The 10,761-nt window shown below is 44.0% G+C and carries 11 protein-coding genes; 1 reads left to right on the top strand and 10 read right to left on the bottom strand.

What is annotated here, in order from left to right; all coding sequences use genetic code 11:
• From V7D18_RS20115 to V7D18_RS20070, 10 genes are all read right to left on the bottom strand, one after another.
• Nucleotides 1-620: V-type ATP synthase subunit D (locus V7D18_RS20115; protein ID WP_117416011.1), on the bottom strand; the 620-nt coding region annotated here is incomplete at its 3' end.
• Between the two features lie 11 nt (nt 621-631).
• The gene (locus V7D18_RS20110) at nt 632-2,035 is read right to left on the bottom strand and encodes a V-type ATP synthase subunit B (protein WP_426156868.1); all 1,404 of its coding nucleotides are present in this window, start codon (nt 2,033-2,035) and stop codon (nt 632-634) included.
• Between the two features lie 14 nt (nt 2,036-2,049).
• Nucleotides 2,050-3,816, bottom strand: a complete 1,767-nt coding sequence (locus V7D18_RS20105) for a V-type ATP synthase subunit A (RefSeq protein WP_426156866.1) — start codon at nt 3,814-3,816, stop codon at nt 2,050-2,052.
• On the bottom strand, nt 3,809-4,411 hold the full coding sequence (locus V7D18_RS20100) for a V-type ATP synthase subunit E (RefSeq protein WP_426156864.1): 603 nt from the start codon (nt 4,409-4,411) through the stop codon (nt 3,809-3,811). Before V7D18_RS20100 ends, V7D18_RS20105 begins: the two co-directional genes overlap by 8 nt.
• Before the next feature lie 16 nt (nt 4,412-4,427).
• Entirely contained in the window at nt 4,428-4,736 is a 309-nt protein-coding gene (locus V7D18_RS20095) for a V-type ATP synthase subunit F (protein WP_426156862.1), read from the bottom strand.
• 3 nt (nt 4,737-4,739) lie between these two features.
• The gene (locus V7D18_RS20090) at nt 4,740-5,171 is read right to left on the bottom strand and encodes an ATP synthase subunit C (RefSeq protein WP_426156861.1); all 432 of its coding nucleotides are present in this window, start codon (nt 5,169-5,171) and stop codon (nt 4,740-4,742) included.
• Between the two features lie 21 nt (nt 5,172-5,192).
• A complete protein-coding gene (locus V7D18_RS20085; RefSeq protein ID WP_426156859.1) occupies nt 5,193-7,121 on the bottom strand; it encodes a V-type ATP synthase subunit I in 1,929 nt (642 codons plus the stop codon).
• 17 nt (nt 7,122-7,138) lie between these two features.
• Nucleotides 7,139-8,185 (bottom strand): V0D/AC39 family V-type ATPase subunit, encoded by a 1,047-nt coding sequence (locus V7D18_RS20080; protein WP_426156857.1) that lies wholly within the window; start codon nt 8,183-8,185, stop codon nt 7,139-7,141.
• Between the two features lie 4 nt (nt 8,186-8,189).
• Nucleotides 8,190-8,501, bottom strand: coding sequence for an ATPase (locus V7D18_RS20075; RefSeq protein ID WP_426156855.1), 312 nt, complete (start codon nt 8,499-8,501; stop codon nt 8,190-8,192).
• A 220-nt stretch (nt 8,502-8,721) separates the two neighbouring features.
• On the bottom strand, nt 8,722-9,801 hold the full coding sequence (locus V7D18_RS20070) for a DUF4145 domain-containing protein (protein WP_426156853.1): 1,080 nt from the start codon (nt 9,799-9,801) through the stop codon (nt 8,722-8,724).
• A gap of 253 nt (nt 9,802-10,054) precedes the next feature.
• On the opposite strand from V7D18_RS20070, the gene trmB reads away from it, so the two are divergent.
• Nucleotides 10,055-10,690, top strand: a complete 636-nt coding sequence (gene trmB, locus V7D18_RS20065; RefSeq protein WP_426156851.1) for a tRNA (guanosine(46)-N7)-methyltransferase TrmB — start codon at nt 10,055-10,057, stop codon at nt 10,688-10,690.
• The last annotated feature ends 71 nt before the right edge of the window (nt 10,691-10,761 follow it).

Raw genomic sequence — 10,761 nt, 5'->3', positions numbered from 1 at the left:
TACATACTCTTTTTGGTCCGTTTAATAACTTTAAGTCTTGTAAACTCCTCCCGATCCTTTTCTTCCAGAGAATTGGTAATATTTCTGGTAAGAGTCTCGTAACGGGGGATAGTAATATTCTTTAATGCATTAGCCCGTTTTTGGGTCCTTTTAATACTGTTAGCCAGACGGTAAGCGGAGTTTTCTACCATGGAAAGCTTTATGGAAAGCTTTTTAACCCTTTCAAAATGGTAACGGGCTTCATCAAGGGATTCTCTGGTGCTGTAATAAGCATAAGTTAAATTCAGAGGCATTTCCTCATGCTCCACCAGAGGAATCTCAGTTCCCATAATGCTTCGGGTCTTAATGCGTACCCTGTCATCAATGGGCACAGCCATAGCGATATCCTGGACATAGTTTATTCCCAGTTCAATATTTGCCTTCTGAAGTGCTTTATACGCAGCGGTAAATGTGACGTCAATCTCCGACTGAATTCCCTTTGCCTCATCGATTAAGCTCATCAGTTCTTTGATCAGGATGTTCCTCTTTTTATCCATCAGCTCATAACCCTGTCTGGCTAATGTCAGGGAGTTCTTCGCAAGGATTAAATTCCCCTTGGTTGGAAATGTATTCGGATTCATTCTGACCCCTCCTATTCGCCTGCAGCTTCAGCGGTGGTTTCCTTGTAATACTGGTCTAATACCTTGGTGTCGATACGGTCCAGTTCGGCTCTTGGAAGAAGACCGAGCAGCTCCCAGCCGACGGTTAAGGTTTCAAGAATGTTTCTGTTGGAGTGATTTCCCTGTCCGACAAATCGGCCTTCAAATGCTTTGCCGAACACCAGATATTTTTTATCAATGGGGGAAAGCTCATCTTCACCTATTACGGAAGCCAGTGCTCTTGCGTCCCCCACCTTGGCATAGCAGGAAAACAGCTGGTTTGCCACACCCTGGTGGTCAGCGCGGGTAAAGCCTTCACCGATTCCATCCTTCATCAGACGGCTTAAGGACGGGAGCACGTTAATGGGCGGATAAACTGACTGCCCGTATAAGTTCCGGTCCAGAACGATCTGTCCCTCTGTGATATAACCGGTAAGGTCGGGGATCGGGTGGGTAATGTCATCGTTTGGCATGGTTAAAATGGGGATCTGGGTAACTGATCCATGTCTTCCCTTAACAATACCGGCACGTTCGTAGATGGAAGCCAGCTCGCTGTAAAGGTAGCCGGGATAGCCTTTTCTGGATGGGATTTCTCCTTTGGAGGATGAGACCTCACGAAGTGCCTCGGCATAGGCGGTCATATCCGTTAAAATAACCAGGATATGCATACCTTTTTCAAATGCCAGATATTCTGCCAGGGTAAGAGCCACTTTTGGTGTGATAAGACGCTCTACTACCGGGTCATTGGCCAGATTAATAAACATTGCCACGTGGTCGGATACGCCGCTTTCCTCAAAGGTACGGCGGAAAAAATCTGCCACATCGTATTTAACGCCCATGGCTGCGAATACTACGGCAAATTTTTCTCCCGATTTCGAATCATCACCTAAAGATGCCTGCTGTACGATTTGCGCTGCCAGCTCATCATGGGGAAGTCCGTTACCGGAAAATATGGGGAGCTTCTGGCCGCGGATTAAGGTCATCAGACCGTCAATGGCTGAAATTCCGGTGCGGATATAATCTCTTGGATATTCTCTGGTTACAGGATTTAACGGTTTACCGTTAATATCAAGATAAATCTCTGAATTGATATCACCAAGTCCGTCAATGGGTTCACCAATGCCGTTAAAGGTTCTTCCCAGCATGTCTTCTGAAACGGCAAGCTCCATGGGATGTCCGGTCAGCCTGGTGTGGACATTTCTAAGTGCCAGTCCGTCAGTTCCGCCAAACACCTGAATAATTGCTTTATCTTCATAAACTTCAATAATACGTCCCAGTTTCTGGGTTTTTCCAGCTACTGTCATTTCCACGATTTCGTCAAAGGCAGCATTCTGAACACCCTCTAAAACAACCAGGGGTCCGTTAATTGCGCTTAAGCCTAAATATTCAATTGCCATCGTCTGCCTCCTTCCTAAGCGTTTCGTTCTATGACAGAATCATAAAATTTATCAATCTGTTTTTTATAATCATCAAACATATCCAGCCTGTCGTTGGGCACATCATATTTCAGAGATATGATCTTATCAAAGACAGGATCTTCCTTTAAAACGGACATGGGCATTCCCATTGAAACCAGTGAGCGGGACTTTTTATACAGGTAGAGGATTAAGTCCATCATTTTAAACTGCTTTTCCATAGGAACGCAGGTGTCTTCTTTATGAAAGGCATTCTGCTGCAAGAATCCGATTCGGATGACCTTTGCGATCTCTAAAATCAGCTTCTGGTCATCAGGAAGCATATCTCCGCCAATCAGCTTGACTATCTCCATCAGACTGCTCTCCTGGGTCAGGATAAACACCATGCGGTTTCTGTAATCCACAAACTTTTTATCTACCTTTTCCAGATACCAGGGAGCCAGATCCGTTAAATATTCGGAGTAGCTGCTGAGCCAGTGAATAGCAGGGAAATGCCGCTCATTGGCAAGGTTTCTGTCAAGACCCCAGAAGCAGCGGACAAAACGCTTGGTGTTCTGTGTTACCGGCTCGGAGAAGTCACCTCCCTGAGGAGATACCGCACCAATGATGGTAACGGAGCCTTCTGTTCCGTTAATATTCTGCATCATGCCTGCACGCTCATAGAAAGCGGATAAACGTGACGCTAAGTAGGCAGGAAATCCCTCTTCTGCAGGCATTTCTTCCAGGCGGCCGGATAATTCTCTCAGGGCCTCTGCCCAGCGTGAGGTGGAATCTGCCATGATGGCAACGTGATATCCCATATCCCGGTAGTATTCTGCCAGAGTAAGACCGGAATAAAGACTGGCCTCACGGGCGGCCACGGGCATATTGGAAGTGTTGGCAATCAGGGTGGTCCGGTCCATTAACGGATTGCCGGAACGGGGGTCAATTAACTGTGAAAACTCTTCCAGTACCTGAGTCATCTCATTACCGCGCTCGCCGCAGCCGATGTAGATAATGATATCGGCATCGGACCATTTGGCAATCTGATGCTGGGTCATGGTTTTTCCAGTACCGAAACCTCCCGGAATACAGGCAGTTCCGCCCTTGGCAAGAGGGAATAGTGTATCAATAATTCTCTGCCCTGTGATAAGCGGCTTGGTTGCAGGATACCGCTTTAATGTGGGTCTCGGAACCCGGATCGGCCACTTCTGTGTCATGGTCAGCTGCTTTTGTGTTCCATCTGTCAGCTTCAGCGTAATAATCGGATCAGATATGGTATAAGAACCGTCTTCCACTACGTCAAGAACGGTTCCTTCCACATCAGGAGGGATCATAACCTTGTGAACGATGGCTGGGGTCTCCGGCACTTCTGCGATAATCGCACCGGGAAGCAGCCGGTCTCCTTTTTTCACTGTGATATGAGTCTGCCAGAGCTTTTTTGTATCAAGAGAATCGACGTGTATTCCCCTGTCAATATAAGCTCCCCCTGTTTTTGCGATCTCGCTTAAGGGGCGTTCAATACCGTCAAATATATTGTTAAGAATGCCGGGAGCCAGAGTAACGGAAACAGGAAAACCTGTAGAGGTAACTGTTTCCCCTGGTTTTATGCCGCTGGTTTCCTCATATACCTGAACAATGGTGCGGCGGTCTGTGAGTCCGATGACCTCGCCGACTAAATGATCTTCTCCCACATGGACCATTTCATTCATTCTGAATCCGGGATCGCCCTTTAAATAGATGACAGGGCCGTTGATGCCGGAAATGGTGCCTGTATTAGTCATTTGCCGTACCTCCCATCAAATCTTTAATATTGAACCGGAAATCCCGTTTTGCTTCCGCCAGCTTAGTCTGGAAGGAATTATCGATTAAAATGTGTCTGGAGGGAATGACAGCTCTGGTGCCCCCCATAAATGAATACTCACTGACCCGGATATCGGCACTTTCCGGTAATGATAAGCTCCGGATCTTTTCCTCGTCGGCAGGGTCAATATAGATGGTGATAAATTCTTTCCCGGCCAGTTCTTTTGCTTCTTTGATTTCCTTTTGAAGAAGTTCCGTATACTGGGGAGTATCCATGAAATTTTTCACCATTTCTTTTAATTCGAGAAACAGTTTCTCTTTTAACTCATCCTGCTTTTTTCCAAATTCACGTTTTGTGCCGATCTGTTCTAAGGAGAGCCGTTTGTTAATCTCTCTTTCGATCTGCTCGCTTTCTGATGCCACCTGCTGTTTTGCTCTGCGTTTTGCATCCTCCTGATGTTCAGAAAAGGTCTGCTCTAAGGCAGCAGTATATTCATCAAGCATCTTTGCACTGCGGGATCTGGCATCTTCCATACAAAACTCAAGGAAGTGCTGCAATTTTTCCTCAGTTGTCAAGATGACCACCTCTTTCTTATAGTTTTAATCCGATTGCTTCGTTGACATAGTCCGTGATAAAGTTGGGCTTGCGGCCGGTACCGTGGCGGTCAGGAATTTCAATGATTAACGGCAGCTTGCGGTTTAATTTCACATCATTGATGATATCCGGAAATTCTTTCCCGAATTTTTCCGTCAAGAGAACGATCCCGATCTCTTTGTCGGCCAGAACCTTATCAAGCTGGCTCTTCAATTCTGCTTTTTCATGAACGACAGCGCCTTCCACACCAGCCAGTCGCATTCCTGTCCAGGTATCTACGTTGTCGCTGATCAGATACATTTTCATAAATTATAATTTACCCAGGATCATAAAGGATATGATCAGGCCATAGAGACAGACACCTTCGGCAAGACCTACGAAGATTAATGATTTACCAAGTATGGAGCTATCTTCGCTGATAGCACCCAGAGCTGCGCTTGCTGCTGCGGAAACGGCGATTCCGCCGCCAATACAGGCAAGACCGGTAGAAAGAGCGGCTGCCAGATACCCCATGCCGGCTACGCCTGTGGCGGTATTTGAAGCGGCTTCTGCAGCTTCTGCCTGTCCGTTAAAGAGGAAAATACCGGAAACGGCTATTGTACCAAGGAAAAGGAGCAGGTTTATTCCAAGCGCTTTCTTGTAACGCCCTTTTGATTTCTCACCCATGGCAAACGCTCCGAACGGGACTGCGATGCTTAATAGTAATGCAGCTGCTAATGTAATTTTTACTAATGTTGACATATTGGTTTCCTCCTGAAATGATTAATTTTTCTTTCCGTAAGGTTTAAATGCACGGCCGGTTCCACGGTAGAAACGGCTGAATAATTCATAATATTCCAGACGAAGGACCTGAATTCCCACGATCAGTCCCTCCATACCGCAGACAAATAAGTTGCCTAAGATCACACCAATCCAGTTGGGGTTACCAGCTTCTGCGCCGGAAAGCATTAATACCACACCCATCATGGCTGCATGGCTGATTGCAAAAGCGCCCACTCTGACAAAGGACAGGGTATTGGAAAAATAGCTTAGGAGAACTTCAAAGAGTTCGAAAAATCCCTGTATTACAAACATGCCTTTTCCTTCCGGCATTCCCGTCGCTTTCTTTTCCAGCAGGGCAGTAAGCGGTTCCTTAAAGAATATTACGAGAAGCGGAAGACCGAACATCAAAAATAAAATTGCGGATGCCGGAATGGGGTTTCCTGTCATATAAAGAACAATGGTAAGGACAAGGCTTGCATAAAAGACAAGTCCGGCTGCACCGTTGGTATCAAAAAACGTTCGTTCCGGATCGTGTGACCTGACACTGTTAATAATATTCAGGATCATGGTAAGAAGTATGATTCCCATACCAATGCAGATCGCCGCAATAAATACGGTATTCAGCTTGCCTATAAACGGCAGGTTCGTCATATGCTCCATCGGCCGTAGCCATACGGGGTGTATCACATCCTCAAATCCGAAGACGCTTCCAAAGAGGAATCCGAATATGGTGGAAAAGAATCCGCAGCAGGAAATGATGGCTGCCAGGCTGGCTTTTTTCAGACGGAAAAGAAGAAATCCGCCAAAGAGGAGGCAAAGTCCCTGCCCAACATCCCCGAACATGAACCCAAACAGGAATGAATAAGTAATTCCGATGAGAATAGTGGGGTCAATCTCGTTATAGGCCGGCAGACCGTACATCTTTATAAACAGTTCAAATGGCTGAAACAGCCTTGGATTCAGCAGTTTGGTAGGAGGCTTGCTCATAATGTTACTGTGGTCATCTTCCACAATGCAGAAAGTCTTTTTATCATCGGAGATCTCTTTCTGAAACGCTTTGGCATCCCGGCAGCTCATCCAGCCGCAGAGAATATAAAAGGTATTGATATTCTGTTTGGTACACGCGGCAAGCTTTCTCACATTAAAATTGGTGGAGAAGGTTTCCAGCCTGTGAAAGGCAGATAAAAGATCACTCCGCCGCGTTTCCAGTATCTGCGATAATTTCTTTTTGATGGCAGTCTCTTCCGTTTCAAGGACCTTTATTTTATCCTGCAGGGAATGAATGGCATCGGAAGGTGTACCCTTATATTCATCAGGTACAAAAAAACGTTCAAAATGCATGGACGAGTAAATGGCATCAATCTGGTTTGATACCGTATCCGGAACAAAGTAAACCAGCCAGACGTATTCCGAATCCTCCCGGCATTTATAAAGGACCGTGTCTATGGTGTCATAAACGTAGCTTTCAAATTTGTTATAGTATTCATGTAAAATGCGCCCGAAGCGGAATTTAATGTACTTAAAATGCAATATGGAGCTCAAATCGTAATTCAGTCCCGTAAACGGAATGATTTTTCCCAGAGATTGATTTAAGGCATTAATTTTTTCCGCAATAGCTGCCTGGGAGGCAGTAATATCTGCAACCTGGGATCCGATTTCCTCAATGATTTTTGCTGCTTCTTCAACCGCTATATCTTTTACGTTAAAATCACTGCTGTTATCCGGAAGAAGTCTGCTCAGCTCCTGGGCACGCTGAAACGTATCCTTATACGGATTGGACTCGATATAAGGTCTTAAGTCCTTAACCGTTTTTAATTCGGACAACGCATTTTCCAAATGAATTTCATATTTGGACAAGTAGGTATCAATGACCCGGTCTATATCCTCTTTCGGTCCGGTGATACTTAAAAATTTCATTTTTTCAATCACAGGAAAAGCAACCCCCTTTACTGTTTTACTACATAGGAGATAATTTCATCCGGTTTCAGCTGATACCGGATACTCTCTATGAGTGTAATTATTTTTTGAATTTCCTCCTCCTTTAAATAAAGATAGGAATTTAATGTTGCGATGGAATAAGGATTCTGCCTGCTTGTGGAACGGTATATTTTATCGAGAACTTCACTGGTAAGCTGTTCTAAGTCCGGCTTCTCCCTTATATCCATATCTGCCTTCTGACCATAATAGGTGGTTTTTAAAACGGAAAAAAATTCATCCACAGTCCCGGATTCAGCCATCTTCGCAGTCTGATCCTTTTTTAAATGATAATGGAAAGGAATAAGCAGTGCATAAATATCAGCAGATTTCAAATGGTAATATTTAAGGGAACGGTAAATCCACTGAATATTGAGTAAGTCCAGTTTGCTGCCAAAACACTGGATCAAAAGATCCTGTGATTTCCTGTTTAAATATTTACTCATTACTTTCCAGATTGTTTTAAAATAGAGAAGATCTAAATGTACTTCATAATCAAACAGAGTCGTTTCAGACCTTTCTTCTAAATGCGCCAGCAGATTATAATAGATGGAGCCTTCCAGATTTACTATAAATTCATGTAAATCGGAGGAAGAGGATAGCTTTATTAAATCCAGTGAGGAGTGCCTGGAAAAAAAGTCCCTGAATACAGAAAGATCGATATCCAGCCGGTTCTGTCCCATCGCATTACGGAAACATTTTTTCAGGATATCGATTTCAAAGTGCATAAAATACAAGTCAAGGAATTTACGCTGTGTTAAGTTGGAAAAACGGTAAAGCTTTGCAAAATCCTGATACAGGGACAGGATAAGCCGCTGTTCAATGGCGCCCCGGTGAAGTTTTTCGTCGTCCAGATCAGAAAACAGGCCCTCATAGGCTTTTAAATGCCTTAAATATTCCACTGCATCGGATACTGTTTCAAGAGCTGCCATATCGCGGAACTGGCTGTCTGTGATCAGGTGGCTTTCCATCGCCCGTACCTTGGTTGTTAAACCGCTGTAGGATAACAGATTTCCCATTTAATCACCCCTTTATCATGTTGTTGAATAGTTCCTTTGCATATAGGGTATGATGGGCTTCAAAGTTTTTCTCCATCGCCACTAAAATTTTCTGCAATTCATCCTGCTGCTTCTTTAAGCGCTGGTTCATTTTAATTTCCATACCTGCTTTCAGCTTTTCTATTTCTTTTTCTGTTTCATTTTCCAACTGGGCATCAAATGCAGCAGTGCGTTCTTCCATTTCTTTTGCAAACGCCTTTTTCTGTTCATTGGCATGTTCCATGATGGAAGTGGCAGCTGATTCGATCTCAGATATTTTATCAATCACACCATCCATTTTTTGCCCTCCTTTTGTGAATAGTGAACTAAATAAAAAGGTTCTAATTAATAATAATACTACAATTTAAAAAAATTTCCATAGTATTTTAGAAATAATCCAATTGTTGACTTAATTTCAACATAAATATAAGGTATACCGATGGCACTTTGCTTATGCATTGTTAACAAAAAAAGCGAAGACCAAAAGTGTCTCACTTCTGATTCTTCGCTTAATAATATTATTGACCAGCTGCTTTTGTGCTTTCTGAAGCTGATTCTGACTGTGATTCGTCTGTTCCTTCTGTTATGGTTAAAAATTCAGTTGCCACATAGGCCTGTTTGCCTTCAAACATGATAACCGTCCATTTATCATCATAGGTTTCCACATACTCCACAACAGTACCGGAAGCCAGACTTCCAAGTTTTGTGCTGTCGGAGGCGGGCTTGGACCGTACATTAAGTTTGCTTTTAGTTGTGTAAACTTTAGGTGGTTCTGTTTCTGTTTCCGTAGGCTCTGTGACAGCTTCTGCAGTGGTAGAGGCTGCCTCTGAAGTGATCTCAGTTGAAATCTCTGTAGGCAGGGTTTCATTCTTTTTATCTTTTCCTGGTATCAGCTTTACAATAATCAGCACGATAACAAAAAGAAGCAGAAATATAAGAAGCGGCTTTAATAACCCGGATAAATCAGAATTCTTTTTTTTGTTGCGGCGTCGGCTTCTGTTTTGGGGAGCCGGACGCCTGTCGTTCCTTGGGCCTGAGCTCTGGGCAGGTCTTTGGGCAGACCTTGAACCGGAACCCTGAGCGGTTCTGTGGGAAGATCCTGAAGCGGCTCTTTGAGGTGTTCCTGTCCGTCTTGGCTCGTCTGCTGTTGCAGCGGCTCTATGGGATGCTGCTCTGGATGCTATGGGAGCAGCCTGTACTCCTGCTGTGCGCGGTCTCTGTGCCTGTCCGTCCTGACGGCTCCTGTGAAATGCGTTTGTAAAGGCAGTGACTTCAGCAGCAAGCAGTTTGCAGGCTTCAGAAGCATCATAGGGGCTGTCATTGCCTTCATGTACTGCTTTATTGCCAAGAACCCGAATCCGATGGTAGTGGTCTTTGACAGCCTGGGAAATAAATCGTCCTTCATATAACTGATCAATGCTGTCAGCCAGATCGGTTTCCACAATCAAAGCCTTTTCGGCAAGAAAATGAATCATATATTCCAGAGTCTGGCGGGCTTTGATCATGACCATATTGTACTGCTTCTGGTTCATGAGCGCCTCGGTTTCCCTCAAACCCTGCTGGATTTTGATCCAGAGACTGTTATCTGTAGTTCCCATGTATTTCCTCCTTTGCAAAACGGTTATATCCTAATATACAGACATTATACTAGATTATAATAAATTGCGCACCTGTTATTTTATTGATTTTCAATTTGTAAGAGAAAATTAAATAATATACGGGGGGCGCATATAAATACAGGGATTTCCTTACATGAACTTGCGCATTTTATATCCTGTATGATACAATCTATCTGCCATACGCTCATAAAGGCTGTGAATTGGAAAGATGATTAATTGGAGGAATAAAGATATGAGGCTACGTCACATCCCCGGATCGGAAGAGGAAATCGCCACGAGTCCTTATGTAATTCAGAATCCAACCGGGAAAAAAGGATGCTGGAAGGAAGTATTTGGAAATGAAAACCCAATAGAAATAGAAATTGGCATGGGAAAGGGCCGTTTCATCATGGAACTGGCCGCGCTTCATCCGGAAATTAATTATGTCGGCATCGAGCGGTATCCCAGTGTCTTGCTGCGGGGATTGCAGAAACGGGCTGAACTGGAGCTGGACAATATTTACTTCATGTGTGTAGATGCCAAAAATCTGGCTGAAATTTATGCTCCGGGAGAGGTTGAAAAGATTTATCTTAATTTTTCGGATCCCTGGCCTAAGGACCGGCATGAAAAACGCAGGCTTACGTCTGAAGATTTTATGGCGGTATATAATCAGATTTTAAGACCGGACGGGGTTGTAGAATTTAAGACAGATAACAGGGGATTGTTTGATTATTCTCTGGAAGCCATTCCAAGGGCGGGCTGGAAAATTGTGGACTTCACATATGATTTACATCACAGTGAAATGGGAGCCGGAAATGTAATGACAGAGTATGAAGAGAAATTTTCCTCCAAGGGAAATCCTATTTATAAACTGGTTGCCTCCCGTTAATATGTAAAAAATAATTACCGGTCTCTTTTTTTATAACCTGGAGGCCGGTTTTGCATATAATAAACCAAAAG

Source organism: Lacrimispora sp. 38-1 (assembly GCF_049890855.1).
Taxonomy (GTDB): Bacteria; Bacillota; Clostridia; order Lachnospirales; family Lachnospiraceae; genus Lacrimispora.
The sequence above is the reverse complement of the archived record's forward strand: the minus strand, read 5'-3'. Positions and strand labels throughout refer to the sequence as shown.